This is a genomic window from Verrucomicrobiia bacterium, from assembly GCA_035574275.1.
Taxonomy (GTDB): domain Bacteria; phylum Zixibacteria; class MSB-5A5; order DSPP01; family DSPP01; genus DSPP01.
In genome coordinates this window covers 33,308-54,813 of the sequence record DATLYY010000074.1, presented here as the reverse complement: position 1 = coordinate 54,813, position 21,506 = coordinate 33,308, and the positions used below count along the sequence as shown (strand labels likewise).

Sequence of the window (21,506 nt, the reverse complement as noted above, 5' to 3'; positions counted from 1 at the left end):
TAAACGGTCAGATGGAAGCAAAAAAATTTGAACTTTTAACCGGTTGCAAAACGAAAAAGGAGGAATTATGTTTTTACGGAAATGGACATTTGGAAAGGTTGCTGTCGGCCTTTTGGTGGCGGCTTTTTTGGTGCTGGGCGGAGTGAACGTGAAGGGGTTGATGGAAGGCCAAGAAGTTATCAACAAGGCCGAGTCGAGAAGGTTTCATATTAACGCTCGCATTGGATATAAATTTGGAAACGTTGTCGGATGCCAAATCGGCGGTGCGAATTGTTTGGAGATCACCATCTGGTTTGGCAAGTCCGAAACGACAATCGAACTAAGCCGCGAGGGCCTGTTTGTTGATTAACCGCCTGCTGCTGGGGAAAAACCAGACCCCGATTCTTTATCGGGGTCTGGTTTTGGTCATTTTGATTTGTGCCGTTTATGATCTGGCAGAAACGGCCGGTAAATTTGGCGATTTTTTTGTCCCCGCAGGAAAGGTCACCATCCACGATACTAAGCTTAATTTTCTTGCTCTTTGGGCGGCAGAGGTTGGTCCTACCGGAAGGATTTCGGTCATAGATATGCCTTACGAGGGCTTTGTGGGGCTTAAAATTTTCTCCGCGGACGGCCGGTTTCTCCATGAAGCAGATAAGTTGAAGCTGTTTGACAGGGAAATCCTAATCGATCATGCCGAAGGCAATAAAGGACGTATTATCGCTAATTCAATGGCGCGACTTCTGTTTTTTGATGAAAAGGGGGGCCTGCAAAACGTTGCTAATATAGCGAACACGGAAACCGGATTACTGGAAAGATCTTGGACAACGGGAGTGGTTCGCGTAGACTTAAGCCCTACTGGTGAAATTGTTGGAGCGGGAATTGGTTACCCCAAACCGAATTTTTTGCATACCTTCGACAAAAACGGCAAGTTGCTAAGAGAGTTTCTACTTTTGGATAAAAAGTACAACGAGCCGTACATTGACATGACCTTCCTCGATGTTGACTCAATGGGTGACATTTGGTGTACTTTCCCTGTTTTTTACAAAGTCTTTCATTACGGTGTCGACGGGACCCAAAAAAAAGAAATTATCGGACAATCTCCACTTTTTACACCTCCGGACAGATTGAAATTTTCTGGTTCCGGGAAAAAGTGGTACAAATGGCTGAAAACCTGGACACCAACGGTAGGATGCGCCGCCACCCAGAGCGGCTATGTTCTGCTGGTTATGTTGGCCGGAGAAAAGGGAAAACCGTTCGTCAAAAGCTATGACCCGGAAGGAAAATATGACGGCGGTTTTTTTGTGGACATCTACGATCGGGAAGGAAATATGATAGCGGCAGGTTTGCATACTCCTCATCGGTTTCTGTGTGTGGACGATAAAGATAATCTATGGTTTGCTCTTGCCCCGGGCACACTGGAAAATCCAAAAGATGGGCCCGTAGTTTTGGGAAAGTATAGGTTGAATTTGAAGTCGTTCACTACACCAAAAGCGGCCGCCCAAAGCAAACCAACCAAGAAATGAGGCGCGTGTGGATGACGGCGGCAATCGCGGGGCTCCTTGCCTTGGCGGTTTTTAATCTTTTGCTCTTGAAGCAAAACCGAGCCCTTCGATTGGAGACAAGTCGGATGGAGGTGCAGCAGAGGACAGGTTCCGATAGGGCTTTGCTCTGGCTCTCCTCCGCCAATTCACCGATTTGCCAGTTGACGCTCCAGAAAAAAGGGGCAGCCAGCTATCAGCCGGCCCTCTCTCTTTTGGTTTTTTTAAGCCCGAAGGACTGCAGTGCCTGCCTGGAGGAAGCGGAAGTGTGGGAGAAGCTGTATGAAAAATTCTCCCCCCGGGGGTTTTTCGTGCTCGGCATTGTTCGGGAAGCAGATTCTCTTTGGGCCGACGAGTTTTCAACGGATTACGAACTTACCTTCCCGATGGCCTCCTTGGATTCCGCTACCCTGGAATATCTGGGTGTGCCTTCGATAAGTCCCTTCAAGGTGATGGTGGACAGCTTGCGCCGGATTGTTTATCTCTCCGGCCCGAACAGCGAACCGGAGGAACAGAACAACTTCGCCGAAGTGGCCGAAAAGCTCTGCCGGGCTTATCTCACGCCGTAGGCTCAAAGTTTTCCTTGACAGCCCTTGGGGCGGCGGGTATTTTTTGGCCGCCAAGATGAGGTACCGGTGGGGAGGCGTTTGAGAAAGAATCGGATAGAACGACTGAAGCTCTCGCCCCACGAAAGCGGCAGTCGGAATAAAATTGGTCGCCACCTTTTTGGGTGGCTTTTCTTTTTGATATGAAAATCAAAACGGCCATTTGCGGAATTGGTTTGGCGCTTTTCCTTGCCGCCGGTACGGCGGGGCAGGGGCTTTTGCCCCCGACCGGCGTCCGGGCAAAGGATGCCCCAAATGACAAAGGAACCAGTCTATTGGTTTTTTGGAAACTTTCTTCTTCCGACAAAAAGGGGGACCAAGGAGTGGAAGGGTATCAAATCCTGCGCGCCGCTTCGCCCGTTGGACCGTTTGAACCGGCCGGTTCGGCCGCCAAAGGAGACACGCTCTTCACCGACCATGTGCCCCAAAACGGAACGGATTACTACTACAAAGTCCGGGTTCTGGGGCCCGGGGGCGCTTTTGCCGAATCGGAAATCGGCGGGCCTGCGCAATCCAAAGCCCAGTGGTTCAACACCGAACGGATCAATGCCCTGATTGCGGTAATCCTCCTGGTTTCTTCCATCCTTTATTTTGTTTACAAGGCCCAATCCGGAAGGGAGCTGTACATCCGCAAAATCGCCGGGTTGGAAGAGGTGGACAACGCGGTCGGACGGGCGACCGAAATGGGAAAGAAAGTGGTTTTCATTCCTGGGCGGCAGGACATGGACAACGTCCAGACCATAGCCGCTGTTTTGCTTTTGGGGCGGGTGGCCAAACTGGCGGCGGAGTACGAAACCCGGCTGGAGGTCCCCAACGCCCGCTCGATGGTAATGGTTAGTTGCCGCGAAGTCGTCAAGGAGGCGTTTCTCAAAGCCGGGCGTCCGGATGCCTACCGGGAGGATGACATTCATTACATTACCGAAGACCAATTCGGTTTTGCCGCCGCGGTGGACGGGATGATGCTGCGGGATCGGCCTGCAGCGGTCTTCTATCAGGGGGCCTTTTTTGCCGAATCGCTCATTTTCGCCGAAACGGGGAACTCCATCGGCGCCATCCAAATTGCCGGGACGGCCCAGCCGGCGCAGTTGCCCTTCTTTGTGGTGGCCTGTGACTACACCCTAATTGGAGAAGAGCTTTTTGCCGCCTCCGCCTATTTGTCCAAGGAGCCGCGGCTTCTGGGATCGCTGAAAGGGCAGGACGTCGGCAAATTCGTAACCATGGCAGCCATTTCCATCGGGGCGATTCTGGCCACCCTGAAATCCGCCGGGTTTTTCCCGGCCGATTGGGTGACGGCCTACACCAACTTTTTTCTGGTACGGTGATGCGGCGGGAGATACCTCTTTTCATCACCAGCGTCGTCGGGCTCATTTTCATCGTCCGCTTTTTCATCCCGCACGAACCGTTCTTCTCGCTGGAGAATGTATCCGCCTCTTGGATCCAGGTGATCAAGGCGTTTGCCATCTGGCTCGGGATTTTGAATCTCTTAAAAGTTTCACTGGACAAGATTTACAAAAAAGAAAAGGGATGGGGGTATGCGGGCATCATCATCGTTTCCTTTCTGGCCATCTCCATCGCCGGGTTTTTCTTTCCCCTTTGGGAAAACCGCCCGGCCGGGGACAGCTACATCGAGCATGCACGTAAGTTTCAGTATCCGGGGACTTCGTTCGACTGGTTTTACACCTACGTTTATGCCCCGCTTTCCTCCACCATGTTCGCCACGCTGGCCTTCTTTATCGCCTCGGCCTCGTTTCGGGCTTTCCGGGCGCGCAGCTTTCAGGCCACGCTTCTGCTTCTCGCCGGCTTCGTCGTAATGCTGGGAAGCGTGCCGGTCGGCAACGTGCTTTTCGGCTGGCTGCCGCAGGGGTGGCAGATTTCCGATGTCGCCGACTGGGTGCGCAATGTCCCGCAGGTGGCCGGCCAGCGGGCGATTCAGATCGGCATTGCCCTGGGAATCATTTCCACCTCGCTCCGGCTGATTTTGGGGATTGAGCGCTCACACTTGGGGGGGGAAGCGTGAACTTCTGGGAAAAGTTTGCCCTTTTGGACCGGCGGATCATCTTCGCGTTCATCTTTCTGGCTTTGGCATTGCCGCTTTTTTTCACCATCCACCAGCCGATACCCGTTTCTCCCGAGGGCCGGGCGTATTATGAATCGATTGAGAACCTGCCAGCGGGGTCGAAGGTTTTACTCTCTTTCGATTTCGATCCCCCTTCTTCGCCGGAACTGCAGCCGATGGCGGAGGCAACTTTCAAACAACTTTTCACCAAAAATTGCAAGCTGGTGGTAATCGGCCTTTGGCCCCAGGGGCCGCAACAGGCGGAAAAGGCGCTCGCGTCCGCCCTCAAGGATCCCCGCTTTGCGAACAAAAAGCTGGAATACGGCGCGGATTATGCCAATCTGGGGTTTATGGCGGGGGAGGATGTAGTCATCCAGAAAATGAACTCGGACATTCCTTCCACCTTTCCGTCCGACTATAAAGGGAATGCAACGGCCTCCCTGCCGATCATGAAGGGAGTTAAGAATTACAAGAACTTTGATTTTATCATCAATTTCTCTTCCGGTTTTCCCGGAACGCGGGAATGGGTGCAGTTCTGCGTGGATCGTTCCGGGTCGAAAATGATCGCCGGCAACACCGCCGTGCAGGCGCCGGAAAATTACCCCTATTTCCGCAGTGGGCAGCTTTTGGGGCTTTTGGCCGGGATGAAGGGGGCGGCCGAGTACGAAACGGTTTCCAGCCAGCCGGGGAAGGGGATTTCCTTTATGGGAGCCCAATCCGTGTCCCATCTAATCGTCATGCTTTTCGTAATTTTGGGCAACATCGCCTTTTTTGTTTCCCGGAGGAAAAGATAGTGCCGGAGATGATCTCCATAACAATCGCCGGCGTGCTCACGCTCGGGATCATGTCCTTCGTGTACAAGGACAACCCGGTTTACAAGTTCTGCGAATCGGTTTTCATCGGGGTTTCAGCCGGATACTGGTTCGTTTCCATCTTCTATCAGAGTTTGCTTCCCCAGTTGACCGATAAAATCGGTCTTACCGGTGAATTGACCGATTCGGCTTTGGCCTACTACCGGCAGACCGGAAGCCTGGCTTCGGGACAATGGTTCAATTTGATTGCCGCGGCATTGGGAGTAATGATGTTGATGCGGCTTTTGCCCAAAGCGGGCTGGATTTCCCGCTGGCCGCTGGCCTTCGTCATCGGTTCCATCGCCGGGCTGCGGCTAATCGGCGAACTGCAGACCAACATCATGAAACAAGTAAAGGAGTCGATTCTCCCCCTCTGGGCTCCGCAATATCTGGACGGCAGCCTGAATTGGGGAGCATCGCTCGGGCAATCCCTCACCAACATCGTTCTGGTTGCGGGAATTTTGACGGGGGTCATCTATTTCTTTTTCTCCAAAGAGCATAAAGGGGTTTTTGGCGGGGCGGCCAAAGTGGGAATCTGGTTTTTGATGGTGACCTTCGGGGCGGCTTTTGGGCTCACCGTAATGTCGCGCATGTCGCTTCTCATCGGGCGTATTGACTTTTTGCTGCGGGATTGGTTACATTTGCTCGGCTGATGCGAAAACCACTTTTATTTCTCCCGCCGGTTTTGCTTTTTTTGTTCCTGTTTGCTTCGGCCCAAACCCCGCCCGCGCCCGTTTCCGACGTTCAAGCCGTGGATACGCCCGACGATGCCGGTAAACAGGTTGACCTGACTTGGAAAGTGTCGCCGGATGAAGAACGGGCAGCCAACCCGGTCATCGGGTATCAAATCCTGGCCGCTCCCGCCGCCGATTCCCCCTTTGTCCCGATCGGAACGGCTTCCCTTGGAGCCGCCTCCGCCACGGCCAAGGACGGCTTGGAAAACGGCCGGCCCTATTACTTCAAAATCCGCGCATATGCCTTAGACAGCAGTTTTGCGGAGTCGGAAGCGGCCGGGCCGGTTGTCCCGCAAGGTTCTTGGTGGAACACCAAACCGGCGTACATCCGAATTTTCATCTGGATGGTTTTGGTGATCGTTTTCATCCTTTACAATATATTCCTGGCGGGAAAGAAAGAGTTATACATTCGGCCGATTGCCGGAATTGACGCCATTGACGAGGGGATCGGCCGGGCGACCGAGATGGGGCGGCCGATTCTTTACATCTGCGGGTTGGGGGACGCCGCCCAGGCGGCAACGATGGCGGCTTTTTCCGTTTTGGGGCGGGTGGCGCAAAAAACGGCGCAGTACCAGACCAAGCTCATCGTCCCCTGTTATGATCCGATCGTTTTTTCCATCTGCCAGGACGTGGTCAAGGGGGCCTATCTCAATGCCGGGCGGCCGGAGGCCTACAATGAAAAAGACGTTTTTTTTGTCGCCCAAGACCAGTTCCCCTATGTTGCGGCGGTGAACGGGATCATGTTGCGGGAAAAACCGGCCACCAACTTCTATTTGGGACAGTTTTACGCCGAGTCCTTGATGCTGGCGGAGACCGGCTTCGAGGCGGGCTCCATTCAAATTGCCGGCACGGATCAGTTGATTCAAATGTCTTTCTTCATCGTGGCATGCGATTTTACACTCATCGGCGAAGAGATGTTTGCCGCCTCGGCCTATCTGTCCAAGGAGCCGGAGCAGGTCGGTTCCATCAAAGGGCAGGACTGGGGTAAGGTGATTTTCGCCGGGCTTTCCTTTGTGGGTGTCATTTCAGTTTTACTGGAAAATAAAATCCATTTCTTCGGATTCTTCAAGAAACTTATGATTAACGAGTGAGCCGATGAGAAAAGAGATTCCCTTATTGATTATGCTGGTATGCGGCGTTTTTATGGCCGTGCAGTTTTTCGTTCCCCACGAGCTGCCGGCTTTAATTTATCAGAACCTCAACAAGACCGTGCAGGTGGTGGGGGCGGTGGCCTTGGTTTTGGGCATCGTTTCGCTTTTATCCTTGCACTTTGCCAAAATAAGCCGGCGCCAGCCGGGGTATGGTTACAGTTATATTTTGGTCGCGTTTTTCTTTATGATGGCCGCGTCCGGGTTTCTGCCGGCCAAAGTCAACTTGGGATCTTTCTTGGGAACCGGTGACCGGGTGGAAGGATCGTTTTTCCTCAATCTGTACAACTACGTTTTGACCCCCGTGCAGGCGACCATGTTTGCCCTTTTGGCTTTTTTCATCGCCTCGGCCGCCTTTCGGGCCTTCCGGGCGCGCAGTGTAATCGCAACTTTGTTGCTTTTGACCGCCGTGGTGGTGATGCTGGGGCGTGTGCCAATCGGCCCGTTTGTTTTGGGGGACTGGATTTCCGATTTGGCGGATTGGATTATGGCCGTGCCGAACGCGGCGGCCAAGCGGGCCATCATCGTCGGGGTGGGACTGGGCATACTTTCCCTTTCGCTCAAGATGGTTCTGGGGATTGAGCGGGCCTGGCTGGGAGGAGGACGGTGAAGGAGTTTTTCCAAAAGCTTTTGAAAATCGACCGACGCTGGATTTTTTTGATCACAGGCGTGGCCATAGTCATCCCCTTTTTCTTTTTCATCGGGCTGCCCATCAAAGCCACCCGCGAGGTGCGGGCTTTGTACGACGCCGTGGAGGCCTTGAAACCGGGGGACGTCGTTTTTTACGCCCCGGAGTACGATCCGGCCACCATCCCGGAGGTGCAGCCGATGGCGCACACCTTTTTGCGCCAGGTTTTTCGGAAAAACGTAAAAGTAGTCGCTTCGGGGCTCTTTCAGCTTGGTGTGGCGCAAGCCGAGCAGGATTTGACCTTGATTGCCCGCGAAATGGGGAAAAAATACGGCGAAGATTACGTCTTTTTGGGATACAAGCCGTATCCGGAAACGGTTATATTGAACATGGGGGAGGATTTCCGCAAATCGTTTCCCACCGACTACTATGGCACGAAGCTCGATGAGCTGCCGTTGATGCGGGGGCTGAAAAACTATTCCGACACGAAGATGATTGTTTCAATGACCGCCGTTTCGGGAGCCGATTACTGGATCCGTTCGGCTCACGGCCGCTACAACATTCCGTTGGCACTGGGGGTGACCGCCGTCATGGCCACCGATTACTACACCTACTACCAGTCCGGCCAGCTCTTCGCCCTGATGGGGGGATTAAAGGGGGCGGCGGAATACGAACAGATGGTCGGCATCAAGGGAAAGGCGGCTAAAGCCACGCTCCGGATGGACATTCAGTCGTTCGCCCATCTGGCCATCATCATTCTGGTGATTTTGGGGAATTTTGCCTATTTTACCACGCGGGAGAAAAAGTAGGATGCCGGAGACCTCCTTGGTGCAAGTCATCTGGACGACTTTGGCGGTTTTTTTCACCCTCTGCATCTTTTCCTTTCTATATAAGGACAACCCGCTCTACAAAATTGCCGAGCATGTGGTGGTGGGGGTTTCCAACGGTTACTGGATGATTCTGCTTTTCCGCGACACCTTCAAGCCGCTCTGGCTGGACCCGACGGTGGCCTTGGTAACCGGCGCGGGATTGAGCACCGAACTCACAATTTTTGTCATTTCCAACTTGATACTTTCAATCTTCATGCTCTTCCGGTTGGTGGGGGGAAACCTTGCGGTTCTGTCCCGCTGGTCAATGGCGGTCGTGCTCGGCGTCTCGGCGGGGGTTTTGATTCCCCTTTCCGTGCAGACCTACATGTACGAGCAGTTGAAAGGAAACGTTTTGGTTTTCGGCGCCTTTCCTTTTCCATTCGTTTCCGTTTCATCTCAGGCCGCTTTCAACAATTTACTTATCATCGTCGGCTCGCTTTCCGGGCTGGCCTATTTTTTCTTTTCCAAGGAGCACAAGGGGTTTTTTGGCGGGACGGCGAAGCTGGGAATCTGGTTTTTGATGATCGGCTTCGGGGCCACCTTTGGCTATACGGTGATGGGGCGGCTTTCGCTCCTCATCGGCCGGATTGAGTTTTTGAGGGACTGGCTGGGGATGATTTTTTGAAAGCACCCAAACAACTAAAAGCCCTTCCGCTTTGGCGGAAGGGCTTTTTTGTTAAACGCTCCCTTTCAGGAGTTAAAAACAGGGTTTGAGGCAGCCGAGACAATCGCCGCCGGTAAAAGTCCCGTTGAGCAGCAGCACAATATCGGCGGGGGATAAATCCCCCGTGTTGTTCAAATCCGCCACGCAGAGGGGGATGGCCGTTCCGTTGTACATATCCACGTTCGAAAAAACATAGTTCAGTTCCAAAACCACGTCCGCCGGTGATAGCTGCCCATCGTTGTTCAAATCGCCGCGGAAGCGGGTCTGGCTGGTACCGACCTGGACATCGGAGTGGTCGACATACCAGTCGATGCCTTTGACCGCGTTGTTCATCAGACCGGCCAAGCCGCCGCCTGAGGAAGCGACGTGAATAATGGTATAGGTTTCGCCGGGACCGGAAAAGAAAGTATCCACGGCGGCGGCCAGCGCATCCAGCCCGTAGCGGGCCACGAGTGCATTGCCGCCGCCGTTGGGGGGCAGGTTATAAACTTTTTTGGCGACGGTCATATACCCCATATCGCGACGATAGGCGTTTCCCGATAGACATCGTTGGAACACTCCGGTCAGCGTGTCGTCGGCTGGATTTTCTGTGCTGTGAGTACCTACAAGATTCCAGGCATAGCGCTCGAATAGCGAGTCCCCACCGTTCGGATTCTCGCATCCGATGTTGTAGGAGAAACCGGCCTGCTGATAAACTACTGCTCCACGCGGGCCGACGAAATCACCTGGATTGCCGATAGTGCCCGGAACGACCACAAAGCCATAAGCATAAGCTCCCGGTGCACAGGTATCGACCACCACATCATTACCGGCCACCCATCCCAGCCACCACGTGCGTCCGAGGTGGGAAACGGTGGTATCTCCTCCCACGTTTTCAGAGGCGGAAACCACGCCGTCTACCTGAACGTCCAGATCGTAGATTACGCCCATCGCCACGCTGTCAATCGGGTCGTTGCCGATGTTGATGATCCGGGTTGTTTGGATAAGAAAATCGGAGGAATCGGGATGGGTGGACTGCTCCCAGATATTCTGCCAGACGATGGTTGAATCCTGCAATTCGGCGGCAATGGATTTCAAGTACAGATTGTAATACGAACCCGTTCCTGGAACAGAATCCAAAACGGCGTCCGTAAGACAGCGCAGGTACTTGTCGCCAAACAACTGTCGGGTCACCTTACGTGGGAATCCGTCGGCGCAGTTGGTGCGGCCATCCGGAATGTTGTTATCCCAAGCCACCCAAACGCCGCCGTCGTAAAAATTATCGTGGCCGTTGACCGGATAGTACATACCCAATCCACCTTGATCCTTGATGGAACCCTGATTCCCTACTTCCGTATGGTTGGTGGCAGAGTGAATGACGGTTTTCCGGTTAAGGCAAAGCGTTGGTACGACATACACAGTAATGTTGATTGGGAGTATTCTGTAGCTGGGAGGAGAACCGTAGTGGGTGTAGGCTTTGAGAAGACCGCTGCGGGCGCCGATATTGGCTGAACCGACGCCATCCGTATTCATAAATACTTGGAAATCGTAATGACCGCCTACCGTAACAAGGGTTCCGAAAACTGCATTGGTAGTCACAACCAGATAACCATCGTTCAAACCGGTATCCAAGGTTACGCTATCGAGGTACGTATCGTTAAGGCTGATGTTGACCAATCTCAAATTAAAGCTCTTTGTTCCTCCCCGCGGCTGCAGTTGGATTTGGTAAAATTTGGTTGTGTCTCCCGGAGGTGTTCCCAAATCACCACAGCTTAAGTGGCAGTAATTATATCTGGCCGGGACTTTGTAGAGCCGAAAGACGTCATACTGTTCTGTGAAGGGACCAGGGTCGGGGGTAATTCCGGAGCGAACGGCGGTTTCCTGAAATCCCGGATAGCGCTGCACCATTGCCACCACCCAAAGCGTGTCGTTGGCAATCGCCGCCACTTCAAACTGGTCTTCGTGATGGCAGGGGTCGCCGGGAGAACCATCGCAGCCGGGGTTGTTGGTTTGGGTGACGTTGCGGGCATCATCCCAGATAATGCCGTGATAATAGGAAGCATACGGGGAGGTGGCCGTAAAAATGTCATAGCAAGCCATAACGCCATACTGCTCATAATCTCCCCAGCCGTAGTTGCCATCGTCGGGCGGGGCTGACCAGAGAGCGAAGAGATAGTCTTGGGTTGTATCGTAGGCCAACGAAACCATCGGCCAGTTGCAGACGGCAAATCCAAAGAGTGTGCCAGAACGGTCGGGCAGGCGGCCGTCCACATTGATGTCCGTTATTTTATGCGGCCCCTGCACGGTTCCATCCGGAAAAACGGCGGCGTGGTGAACATGGCCGCCCGGGCCGGGACCGCCGGCACCCAGAAAGTTATTCCAATCGGTCCATAAAACGTGCAAGACATCACCCACCATTATGGCCGAGATATCAATCATATTTCCCAAAAAACCGGGGAGTTCAAAATCGCCGGTAATGTCGGTGATGGTGCCCCAAGTCAAGGCCCCCGTGGCCGGATTATAGGTGCCTTTTAAATAGCAGGGGCGTTCGGTGGTGGTGAAGGCGTTCGGGTCGTTGGGGTCGGCCATCGACACCACATAAACGGTATTGCCCCGCCCGGTTATCTCAACCGAGTTAAACCAGGGGCTGTAGGTGGGCAGAATAGCGTCCGCAGACCAAGTCAACCCGCGGTCGGTGGTATAAGTGAAGGAAATCGCATTAGGAGTATTCCCGGCCCGATAGGTGGCCACCCAGACGGATTCGTTTAAAGGATAGTTTACCGGATGCCGCCGAGTGGTGGAAATGTTCATTGTCGTATCCATTGAAAACATTCCGAGACATTCGGCACTGTCTCTCATGGTGGCGCAACCGCGAAAGGAGACGTCGCCCAATGGAGGGGTATCAGTAAGCAAAATGTATTGATTGCCATATACGACAGGAGTGTTTGTTCCGGGTGGAATAAAAAGGCCGCCCTGATTGACAAAACGGGGGCGCAGGTCGGTCGGTGGAAACGAATCGCGGATCGGCACGTCCAAGCTGCCGTTGCGCAGCGCGTTGGAGTTGCCGCAGTCATAGGCGTTGTAGAAGTAGAAAAAGTTGCGGGCGGAGTCCGGAGTGCCGGTGGAATCAACATCATATATGCCGTAGACCATATGGACGGTGCCGGTGGGGCTCAAAGCCACCTGCCTTCGCATGTGGTTGTTGCCGCCGGGGGTCTCCGGAATGCCGACCCGCACGTCCACGTACGGCGAGGCGGACTGTTCTATTTGCCTGGGACCGAGATAGCGGTAACTTTGGGCTGGATCAAGCGGCAAACTGTTTTCTCTTACCACGTCGTCATCAACGACGATTGGTATGGGACGGGCAGGCTGGATTTTGGCGGGCTGTCGATTTACGGATGCGGGTTCAGGAACCTTGCTTTTGGGCAGGGCGAAAGATTCCGAAAACAGGCCGAACGAAACGGCGAAAATGAACAGGATGATTGCTCGCATAGATCCTCCGCGATTTGGGGCGTGGGGAGACCTCTTTCTAATTAATAATACGCTCATTTTCTCCGTATGTGAGCTATCCATATGTACCCGTAAGGAAGGCCGGCTTTGGGAGAATGGCAATGCAAAAAATTTTGCACTTAGTGCAAAATTTTTTGCAGGGGGTTCAGGCGTCTATTTTGTACTGCTTAATCTTGTATTGCAGGGTCTGGCGGAGAACGCCCAGTTTTTTTGCGGCTTGGGAAATGTTGCCGTTCGTTTCCGCCAGGGCCTTGACAATCTCTTCTTTTTCGGCCAGCCGGTGGGCCACTCGGAGGGGGACATTCGCGGGCCGTTCCTCCCGCTGTTCCAAAAAGGCCTGGGCCCTTTTGCGCCAAGCGGGATGCTCCAGTTTTTTGAAGATTTCCTTGGCCCAAACCAGTTTGGGATAAATTTCTGCGGCCGCAAAAGCTCCGCACTCCGCCGCCAGAACCGCCGTTTTGGCCTGTTCCCATTCGTTGCCGCAGGATTCAAAAACTTCAAAGGCCTTTTTAAAATCCTTCTGGCCCAGCCGGAACTGTTCGGTTTTGAGATGGCAAACTCCGATTCCGCGCCAGACCGCCCCTTCCACCAGCTTTTCCGGGTGTTTGGAAAGATGCTCCTGGCTTGTGGCAAAAGCCTTCATGGCCCGGTCGTATTCCCGGCGGGCGGCATAAACCTCCCCCAATTTTTGCCAGGCCTCCCCCATCGGCCCGCTGCTTGGCGCCGACGTTTCGGAGACTTCCAAAACCTTTTTAAGATGGGCTTCGGCCTCCTCCAGTTGGTTTTCCGCCATGGCCAGGTCGGCCAGAAATCCATAACTGAACTTTAAAACACCCAGGAGTTTCTTTTCCAAACATATATTTTTCGCCTCCGTCAGAGCCTTTCGGCATTCCTTCACCCGCCCCGCCAGCAGGTTTGCCTGCCCCCATAAAAGCAGCGTGGTTGTGTAGCGGGGGAAATCACCGGCTTTTTTGCTTTCCGCAAGCACATCCGGCAGGGAGGAGAGGGGGATTCGCCACACGCCGGCCAGCAACTGGCAAAGGGCTACGTTGGAGCGTAGAATTAGCTCGAAATAGTGATTTTTCGCTTTCAAGCTGTAATGCCGGGCCTGCTCCAGGATCTGAATGGCGGTTTGCAATTCCCCTCCGGCCATATGCACGAGCGAAATTCTATTCAGCGTTTCGGCCAGCGAGGCCCAGTCCCGTGAAAGGCGGAAACCGGTGGCGGCCCATTCCAAGTGCTCGATGGCTTCCGGAAGTTTTCCCAAATGCCGCAGGATGCTGCCGGCCAACTGGTGGAGTTTGGATAGGGGGGTCAGGTTTTCGAGGGAGGCGGAAATCTCAAAAATCCGACGCTCGAGACGCTCCCGATTTTTGGCGGTTTCCTCCGAGCTTCGGCCCTCCAGCCCTTCAAAAAGGGCCACTTCTATAGCCCGCAGGGCCTTGAGATTTTTTGCGGCGAAGGCCGGAAGCTCCTCCGGCTTCGGCAGTGTAAACGAGGGATGTACGCGTTTGAAAGCCCCGAACGCCGATTCGACCTCCTCCCAGGCCGCCCTTTGGTTCCCTTGCCAGAAAAACGCCAACCCTCGCAGGTAATGGAAGCGATACGTTTCGGGTGAAGCGGATTGGATTGGACCGCTGCGGCTGGCCCGGTCCAAGTACTCCAAGGCCTCGTGGTACTCCTTGGCCTGCAGGCAGCTTTCCGCCCGGCTTAAAAGATGAACGAGATTGTCCACTTTATTTTGGTGTTCGGAGTTCCTGCTATTTTTGCGCACACCGTCCCTCTTTGTTCCTGCCGGGTGTGGGGTACCCCTGCACCATTATGATAACCAAGCACGAATCGCTGTCAATCACTTTTTAGGCCAGCCATGGGAGGTTGCCAATGGAAGGGTGTTAAAGATTCTCCTTGCTTTTTGAAACCGGAAGGTTAATATTATAATTATAAGATTTTGAGATGTCTGCGTATATACTTTTGACGATGGGTAGGACGGATACTAAAGTTGCCCCGCAACACCAAGGCAGGGGATGGCTTTTGTGTTAAAAGCCAGAAAGTTGTTGAGCTTTAATCAATCTCCAAGGAGCAAGGTTTATGTTTAAAAGATGGCTGGCGGTTTTGGGGACGGTGGTTTTGCTTGTTTGCACCTTCCAATTGCTTTGGGGTGGAGGTGGAGGAGAGGAATATCCGTGGGGTAACAGCAATATGGGAGAGGGCGAAACGGGAGGCACGGGCAACAGCAGGAGTTCGGCAAGCAGTTCTTCGACCGTTTCTCCGGCGAAGAGCATTTTCATCGTTCGGCCGGCACCGATGGGCGGATATTACATCGTTCGGGTGAACCTGCCTTCCGATGGGTCCGCAAAACCGGTTACCGGCAGGAAAAAAGTCGAGAACTGAAAACCAGATCGACCGAATGGATAACGAAAGGCAGCCTGCCACCGCCTTGGTTCGCCAACTGGAGGCGGTGGAGGTTTTAGTTGAGAAAAGGGAGTATCTAAAAGCCAAGGCGGAGCTGGGGGAACTGGTCAATACTTTCCGTCCAGTTCCCCATACGGCTGAATGGGCCCGTTTTTGCTATCTGGAGGCGTTGGTAAGCCATTCCATTGGTGATTATGCTTGGGCCCGCCAGAAAGCCACCGAGGCCTACGAGTTCTTCAAAAACACGGGGGAACACCGCCAAACAGCGCAAACCCAATACATTTTCGGCTTGGTGGAAACCTCGCAGGGAAACCTGAAAGAGGCCGAACAACAGTTGAAGGAGGCCGTTTTCGGTTTCCGCCGGGCATCGGATTTGGCCGGAGCTGTGGATGCCTTGAACCGTCTTGCCGCTGTTTATTTCATCACTTTTGATTTTCAGAAAGCTCAGGAAACTCTCTCCGAGGGAATCGAGTTGGCCCACCGATTGGGGGATGCTAAGCGCGTGGCCATTCTATCTGCCAACCAAGGTCGGATTCTGGTGCTTTTTGGGGAGTGGGATGTTGCCATAGAGCGGTTTGCGGCTTCCTGTGCCGTAAACGCGCAGCACGGGGATGATTTGGGGGTTGCCCGGGACTTGCTTTCCCTTGGCCACGCCTATCTTTGCAAAAGGGATTTGTCCACAGCTGAAAAATTTCTCTCCGATGCCTATGCCAAAATCGTGGCCACAAACGCCACGCGCGAGATGGGAATTTGGTACGAGTTTAGCGGGGAGTTGAAAACGGCACAGGGGGATTATGAGGGGGCGGAAGAGCTTTATAAGAAAGGGGTTGAGTTGGGTGAGCGGATTGCACCGGAATCCGCGCTTGTATCTCAGACCTACCGACTGTATGCAGAGTTGATGGTTTTGCGGAACGATTTTGAACGCGCCCGGCGTTTTGCTCAAACCGCTTACGCCGTTGCGACTCGTTTGGGAGAGCGGATTGAAATCGGCGCGTTGCTCCGGGTGTTCGGCCGTACTACGGCGGCTACCGGCGATCTGGTGGAAAGCCGCCGATATTTCACGGAAAGCATTGCCCTCCTCAAGGATTTGAAGGTACGGCGGGAACTTTTCCGGGCTTATATCGAAGCGTTGCAAAGCGGCTGCTTCTCCTTGGAGGAAGCGGCCGGATTCCTGGCCCGTGCCGTGCGGCTGGGGGAAAGTTTGAAATCTGCGGCCATGGTCCGTGAGGCACAGAAAACCGCGGCTCGCGGTTTTGAGGCCCGCGGTGCGTTGGATCTGGCGCTCGGAGTATGGGTCGGAATGAGGACTGACCCGGAGTCCGAAGCAAAGATTCTGGAACTGGAGGAGAAACTGGCCGCCCGGGCCGTTTCCAACGAAAACGAATACCGACTGTTTCGTTTGGTCACTGCCGACCCTACCGGTGCGGAGGCGTTCAAAAAAGGGGACATAGAAGGCCTGCTTCGTTTTCTGGAAAAGAAAACAGGTGCCAGCAAGGTGGCTTTGCTGGTTCAGAAAAGCCGGGATGAAAAGACCAACTTTTGGGGTCTGGGGGTCGAGGAAAAAGAAGTTACTGAAAAGGTTTTGCAGGTAGAGACCGGCGAGTTGAAATCCGATAAGCCGGCCCTATCCATCGGGGGCGGGGGAAAGCCGGCCTCGTTCATAACCGTTCCTTTTCTTCCCTCGGGCTACCGGTATGCCGTTTTGTTTTTGGAGCGTGAAGGGGCGGCGGATCGGCTCGTGTTTCTGGAAAAGGAGTTCTGTTTTGCGGTGGCTTTTGCCGATCTGGCGGCTTTCAAGCTTCTTGAAAAGGATCACGACGAACTGGCCGCTACCACGCAAAAGCTGCTTACTCAGCTGGAAGAAACGGCCGTGTTTCCAAACATCATTACGCGTTCCGAGGTCATGCAGCGGATGCTTTCCCGTCTCGAGCAGGTCAAGGATTCCGACCTGCCCATTCTTCTTGAAGGAGAGACCGGTACGGGGAAGGACCTTTTGGCCAAGGCGATTCATTACTCCTCCTCCCGCAAGAAGGGGCATTTTGTGGCGGTCAATTGCGCGGCGTTGCCGGAGTCGATTTTGGAATCGGAACTTTTCGGTCACAAAAAGGGGGCTTTCACCGGGGCTTTGGCGGATAAAATAGGGCTTTTGGAAGAAGCGGATGGGGGAACTCTATACTTGGACGAAGTGGCGGAAATTCCTCTTTCCATGCAGGTGAAGCTTCTGCGAATTTTAGAGGAAAAGGAGTTTTTCCGTCTGGGAGAGACCCGGCCGCGCAAAGTGGATATTCGCATCATTTCCGCCACCAACCGGGACGTTAAGGCCCAAGTCGATGCCGGGCTTTTCCGCAAGGATTTATATTACCGGTTGAACACCATCAATGTAACCCTCCCCCCCCTCCGCGAGCGGCGGGAAGATATAGCCATTTTGGTCGATTACCTGCTAAGGCGTGCTTCGGAACAGGCCCACCGGCCGGTACCGACACTTTCTCCGGAAGTCTTGCGTTTCCTTTTTGCCTATGATTATCCCGGTAACGTGCGGGAGCTGGCCAATGAACTGTCCCGGCTGGTGGCTTTGACTCCTCCGGGAGGCACTTCCACGAAGGAGATGCTCTCCGAAAAGTTTTTCCCTCGGCAATCGGGGCTTTCCTTCAACTGGGGAGGGTCGCTCGAAGAACGGGTCTGTCTTTTTGAAAAAGAGGAAATCGCCCGGGCTCTGGAATCAGCCCGCGGGGTAAAAGCCCAAGCCGCCCGTATTCTCGGCGTTCCCGTGTCTACGCTCCGCTATAAAATGGAGAAATACGGCATCGTCGACGCGGAGTAGCTTTATAACCGCTGAATTATCCTCAGAGTTAGTTTCTTAGCCAACATTAGGTTGTTTGGACTCCATATATAGGGTTTCTCCACCACGGTTCAATTATAAGCAACATCCAAAACCCGTTGAATTCCATAGAATTACAACTTTAGTCTTGTTAAGGCAAAAAAATTCTTGACAAAAGGCATTGACGGAAGTTAGATTTTAATTGCTTGTAAAAGGTCTGTTGGTGTGTCCATAGGGTGGGGACGGTACCTTAATTATTGGGCAAAGAACGAGGGAGCTTTGTCCCAAGTTTGAAAAAGGGAGCGTCCTTGGTTCCAAGAGTGAACAACCATCCTTCGTGAAGGAGGTGCAAAAGGAGGCGCGAGTTTTCTTGGCTCAGAGGAAACTCGGCAAGGGGTGAGTATTGTCAAAAAGTTTTACAGGGGTGTTCCATTCAAACAGCACGGCGCCCCGGAGTCCGGGGCGCCAACCGAAAAATGCAGGAGGTATGAGATGAGTAGTCGTATGTTTCTAAAGTCCAGTCGAATGGCCGTTATTCTCGGGTTAACCCTCGTGATGACCTTGGCCGTCGGGGCAACGGTTTGGGGACAGCCGGGGACGGGACAATGCTGCTATACGGCGCCCGGCCAATTCCGGTTTCCCACCGATGCCGTTTTGCAGGCCCAAATTGGACCGCAGCCGGTGTCGCTGCGGCTCATGGGTCCCACGATGGTTCGAACCCTTAACACTCCGCCGAATCCCATCCAGACCGAAATGCTGGCCTTGGAGTTGACCGGAATGAACCCGATGGGGGGCGGAGTGGGAGTGCATCTTACTCCCGGAACCACTTCGACAGGGCAAACCTCGGGTGTCAATTCGTTCTTTGATGTTTTCACCGAGATCTCGTTCGAACAAGCACCGTGGACGATTCCTCCCGGACAGCCGGATGATGTGTACACCGGTTTTCCCGGCAACCAATACATACCCGTGCGGGTTATCAACGGCAATTTGCTGTGCATTCCGCCGCAGCCGGGCGCCAGCTGGACCACACCGCCCGGCACCAACATTCCCTTGACCAGCCGCCGGCTCAATACGGTCATCGGCCAACTCACCGCGGTGGTACATACCGTTATTGATCCCGGTCACTTCAAGACCTGGAGCGTTTTCCAGCAAGATCCCATCGTAACCCGAACGGTAGTCGCGCGGGACCAGTTTATGCAGGATAATCTTGTTTTAGACAGCATCCTGTATCTTTCCAACCCGGTTCAAAAGTGCGTGGAGGTGCAACCCGGAGTTATTCGCTGTTTCAACGTCGCCGATACCGCCGAGCATTTTTCCTGGTACCGGGCGAGGGGAAATCCTGCAAATTTGGAGGTCGAATTCGAGAATCAATTCCAACGGGACACGATTCTCATCGACTCGGTGGAATATTTCCTGCTTCCCACCCAGAAGTTTCCGCACCATCCTCCCAAACTTTTGGACCACTACAAGGCGTATCGGATTAGAAATCCGCAACCGCTTCCGCGGGCTGTGCAGTTGCTGGATCAATTCGACCAGACTCCGGAGTTTATTAATACCCTTATACCGCGCTACTTTTTGACGCCTACCCAGAAAAACACGGAACCGGCGTTTGACACGCTGACTCATTTCGTTGCTTACGAAATATTTCCCAAGCGTCCGAATACGCAGATCAGGGATATCGCGGATCAATTTGGCGTTCATATTGTTCAGGTTCGTCAAAGCGAGTTTCTTTTGGTGCCCACTTGCAAAATAAGATTCCAGCCACCGCCGCAGGATGAGGCCTGCTGTTTCACCGGCGCAGCAGGGAGCTTGATGTGCGCACTGGTGCCGGCGGGAACCTGCCAGTCCGTTTATGGCGGCACGGTTGTTCCGGCCTGTCTGGGTGACGGCAACGCCAACGGCGTGGACGACGCCTGCGACGGGCCGCCGACCACCGGGCCGAACCACTTCAAAACCTGGACAGTAATCCAGCAAGATCAGATTCTTCCGCAAACCGTGATTGTCCAAGACCAGCTTATGCAGGACAATTTGGTTCTGGACACCATTAAATACCTGTCCAATCCAACTCGAAAGACGGTCTTTACCCCGAACGGGCCTGTTACTTATCCCGTTTTGGACACGAATGACCATCTTTCTTGGTATCGGGCAATCGGTAGGGATACGCTTTTGGGGATAGAATACCAGAACCAGTTTGGTCATGATACGGTCAACATCGATCGATTGAGATACTTGCTCGTTCCCACCCGCAAGTTCCCGCACGATCCGCCGATCCGGCTGGATCACTACAAGGCCTACCGGATACGGGGAGCAAAGACCTTGCGGCAGCCGATTGAGTTGGAGGACCAGTTTGACCGCATGGGTCCGCCGCCAATCCTGCCGGAGCGCATCGATTCCTTGAAGGAGCGCTTCTTTTTGACCCCGGCGCAGAAGCAGATTCCAGGGCAGCAGCCGGATCCAGTTTACGATACGATAACCCATTACGTGGCGTATCAGATTTTTCCCACGCGGCGTATACCCCATATACGGGATCTCGAGGACCAGTTTGGCATCCATGTCGTCCAAGTCGACAGTGCCGAGCTCTTGCTCGTGCCGACGAGGAAGCTGAAAGTAATCTTCCCGCCGCCGCCGGAGGAGGCCTGCTGTTATATTGACCCAACAGGAGTACAGGTCTGCGATTCGGTTCCGGTGGGGACGTGCCAGTCCGTTTACGGAGGCAGCACGGTTCCGGCCTGTTTGGGGGACGGCAACGGCAACGGAAATGACGATGCCTGCGAACCGCCGCAACCCGACACGGGGCGCAATCACTACAAGACTTGGCGGGTTTTGCATCAGGATAATCCGGTGCAGTTCCGGTCGGTATATGTGCGGGATCAGTTCGCGAAGTTCTTGAAGGATAGCACGGTGCGATTCGACAGCATCCTATACCTGTCCAACCCGACCCAGAAGATTGTCTTCGACGCCACCGGGGCAGACACCTTCAACGTGGTGGATACGACCGACCATCTTTCCTGGTACCGGGCTTTCGGGAACAACCTCTTAAAGGGTTTGCATGTGGTGTTCCAGAATCAATTCCAGACCGATACCGTCCGGGTCGATCTCCTGCGGCATTTTCTCGTTCCCACGCGGAAATTCCCGCACAATCCGCCGGACCGGCTGGATCACTACAAGTCCTACCGGATTAAAAAGGCGCGGACGATCAAGCGGCCGGTGCTCCTGCAAGACCAGTTTGACCTGATGGACCCGGCCAATCCGTTCGAACGGATCGATTCGCTGGCGGCGCGCTACTTTATGACCCCGACCCGGAAGCAGATCCCCGGGCAGGTGCCGGAGCCCGTGTACGACACGGTGACTCACTACGTGGCGTACCAAATCTATCCGTCGCGGCGGATACCCCATATACGGGATTTGCAGGACCAGTTCGGCATCCACATCGTACAGGTGGATTCAAGCGAAATGCTTTTGGTGCCAACCAATAAGCTTTTCGTCGCCCGCAAACTGAAAGGGGATCTGAACGCCACGCTGGATTTAACTCCGGCCGACGTGGTGTTGATGCTCCAGTGCGTATTTTTGGGAACCGGGGACTGCGACCTGTCCTTCAGCGACTTGGACTGCACCGGAACTTTAAGCCCAGCCGACGTGGTGTTGGAACTGAACGCCGTGTTCTTAGACATGGATTTCCCGTGTTAGAGAACCGTTAGTCGGTCGAATAAAG

16 protein-coding genes are annotated in these 21,506 nt (G+C 53.9%); 14 read left to right on the top strand and 2 right to left on the bottom strand.

What is annotated here, in order from left to right:
• Nucleotides 1-67: 67 nt before the first annotated feature.
• The 11 genes from VNL73_10340 (at nucleotide 68) to VNL73_10290 (ending at nucleotide 9,036) form a co-directional block, all read left to right on the top strand.
• A complete protein-coding gene (locus tag VNL73_10340) occupies nucleotides 68-349 on the top strand; it encodes a hypothetical protein (protein ID HXF49804.1) in 282 nt (93 codons plus the stop codon).
• Nucleotides 342-1,505 (top strand): hypothetical protein, encoded by a 1,164-nt coding sequence (locus VNL73_10335; protein HXF49803.1) that lies wholly within the window; start codon nucleotides 342-344, stop codon nucleotides 1,503-1,505. Before VNL73_10340 ends, VNL73_10335 begins: the two co-directional genes overlap by 8 nt.
• An 11-nt stretch (nucleotides 1,506-1,516) precedes the next feature.
• Nucleotides 1,517-2,089: a redoxin family protein gene (locus VNL73_10330; protein ID HXF49802.1), complete on the top strand. Its 573-nt coding sequence runs from the start codon at nucleotides 1,517-1,519 to the stop codon at nucleotides 2,087-2,089.
• A gap of 179 nt (nucleotides 2,090-2,268) precedes the next feature.
• A complete protein-coding gene (locus VNL73_10325) occupies nucleotides 2,269-3,447 on the top strand; it encodes a DUF6754 domain-containing protein (GenBank protein HXF49801.1) in 1,179 nt (392 codons plus the stop codon).
• Nucleotides 3,447-4,142, top strand: a complete 696-nt coding sequence (locus VNL73_10320) for a hypothetical protein (protein HXF49800.1) — start codon at nucleotides 3,447-3,449, stop codon at nucleotides 4,140-4,142. The genes VNL73_10325 and VNL73_10320 overlap by 1 nt, the downstream gene beginning before the upstream one ends.
• Nucleotides 4,139-4,975 carry a hypothetical protein gene (locus tag VNL73_10315; GenBank protein ID HXF49799.1) on the top strand — a complete coding sequence of 279 codons (837 nt, stop codon included), beginning with the start codon at nucleotides 4,139-4,141 and terminating at the stop codon, nucleotides 4,973-4,975. Before VNL73_10320 ends, VNL73_10315 begins: the two co-directional genes overlap by 4 nt.
• Nucleotides 4,975-5,685, top strand: coding sequence for a hypothetical protein (locus VNL73_10310; GenBank protein HXF49798.1), 711 nt, complete (start codon nucleotides 4,975-4,977; stop codon nucleotides 5,683-5,685). The genes VNL73_10315 and VNL73_10310 overlap by 1 nt, the downstream gene beginning before the upstream one ends.
• Nucleotides 5,685-6,857 carry a fibronectin type III domain-containing protein gene (locus VNL73_10305; GenBank protein ID HXF49797.1) on the top strand — a complete coding sequence of 391 codons (1,173 nt, stop codon included), beginning with the start codon at nucleotides 5,685-5,687 and terminating at the stop codon, nucleotides 6,855-6,857. The genes VNL73_10310 and VNL73_10305 overlap by 1 nt, the downstream gene beginning before the upstream one ends.
• Before the next feature lie 4 nt (nucleotides 6,858-6,861).
• A complete protein-coding gene (locus VNL73_10300; protein ID HXF49796.1) occupies nucleotides 6,862-7,524 on the top strand; it encodes a hypothetical protein in 663 nt (220 codons plus the stop codon).
• Nucleotides 7,521-8,351, top strand: a complete 831-nt coding sequence (locus tag VNL73_10295; GenBank protein HXF49795.1) for a hypothetical protein — start codon at nucleotides 7,521-7,523, stop codon at nucleotides 8,349-8,351. The genes VNL73_10300 and VNL73_10295 overlap by 4 nt, the downstream gene beginning before the upstream one ends.
• A gap of 1 nt (nucleotide 8,352) precedes the next feature.
• Nucleotides 8,353-9,036, top strand: a complete 684-nt coding sequence (locus VNL73_10290; GenBank protein HXF49794.1) for a hypothetical protein — start codon at nucleotides 8,353-8,355, stop codon at nucleotides 9,034-9,036.
• Nucleotides 9,037-9,108: 72 nt separating this feature from the next.
• Here the strand turns inward: VNL73_10290 and VNL73_10285 are convergent, their stop codons facing one another.
• Both VNL73_10285 and VNL73_10280 read right to left on the bottom strand, forming a co-directional pair.
• Nucleotides 9,109-12,546 carry a dockerin type I repeat-containing protein gene (locus VNL73_10285; protein ID HXF49793.1) on the bottom strand — a complete coding sequence of 1,146 codons (3,438 nt, stop codon included), beginning with the start codon at nucleotides 12,544-12,546 and terminating at the stop codon, nucleotides 9,109-9,111.
• A gap of 163 nt (nucleotides 12,547-12,709) precedes the next feature.
• Entirely contained in the window at nucleotides 12,710-14,338 is a 1,629-nt protein-coding gene (locus VNL73_10280; GenBank protein HXF49792.1) for a helix-turn-helix domain-containing protein, read from the bottom strand.
• Nucleotides 14,339-14,652: 314 nt separating this feature from the next.
• Here VNL73_10280 and VNL73_10275 point away from each other — a divergent pair, with 314 nt between their 5' ends.
• From VNL73_10275 to VNL73_10265, 3 genes are all read left to right on the top strand, one after another.
• Nucleotides 14,653-14,955 (top strand): hypothetical protein, encoded by a 303-nt coding sequence (locus VNL73_10275; protein HXF49791.1) that lies wholly within the window; start codon nucleotides 14,653-14,655, stop codon nucleotides 14,953-14,955.
• 16 nt (nucleotides 14,956-14,971) lie between these two features.
• Complete coding sequence (locus tag VNL73_10270) at nucleotides 14,972-17,797, top strand: sigma 54-interacting transcriptional regulator (GenBank protein HXF49790.1); 2,826 nt, start codon at nucleotides 14,972-14,974, stop codon at nucleotides 17,795-17,797.
• A gap of 501 nt (nucleotides 17,798-18,298) precedes the next feature.
• Entirely contained in the window at nucleotides 18,299-21,481 is a 3,183-nt protein-coding gene (locus VNL73_10265) for a hypothetical protein (protein ID HXF49789.1), read from the top strand.
• Nucleotides 21,482-21,506 lie beyond the last annotated feature (25 nt).